The sequence below is a fragment of the Achromobacter sp. SIMBA_011 genome (genome assembly GCF_046535435.1).
In the GTDB taxonomy this organism is placed as follows: Bacteria; Pseudomonadota; Gammaproteobacteria; order Burkholderiales; family Burkholderiaceae_B; genus Achromobacter; species Achromobacter dolens.
In genome coordinates, this window is record NZ_JAWRWN010000040.1 from 1 (window position 1) to 508 (window position 508).

A 508-nucleotide genomic window follows, 5' to 3' on the forward strand; every position below is an offset into this window, starting at 1 on the left:
CGCTCGACCTGCTCGGTGGTGCGCCAACGTTCGGAGACCTTGACGCCGTCAACGATGCGGCGCATGTCCACCTGCGTGACCGGCGTGCCCTTGCCTGGGTGAAAGTTCTGCGCGGTAAGAACGACGTAAAGCTTGCCGTCCACGTCGAGAACATTGCCCTTGCGGACGGATGAGGCGATAACCTTGACCATATGACTTCCTTGTAACTCGATGAAATGCGTCGTAAAGGACTGCGCGGCAGCACCGGCCCCGGCAGACGTTTTGTCTTTTTTCTGGGGCGCAACTACCTTAAATCCGCGCGAATTGCCAGCCTTCTACAGCAATTCGCGGAAGAGTGCCTAGCGGTTTTCCGCCCGGAATTGCTTTAAATGATGCGATCAGGCGTTTTGCGGGCCGTTTATCCGCAGCAAGGCCCGCAGGTGAGACGGAAAAGAAAAGAGAGATGGGCTCGAGCAACGAGACAATGTCGCCATGGTGGACACCCGATGTCCACGCCGACCGCCGCGCT

General features: G+C 58.1%; 1 protein-coding gene and 1 pseudogene. Both read right to left on the reverse strand.

The window, feature by feature from the left end:
* Positions 1–191, reverse strand: a pseudogene (locus SB816_RS29785) (elongation factor P); the annotation flags it as partial.
* 97 nt (positions 192–288) lie between these two features.
* Positions 289–508, reverse strand: a 220-nt coding sequence (locus tag SB816_RS29790; RefSeq protein WP_410547965.1) for a hypothetical protein, incomplete at its 5' end; no start/stop codon positions are given.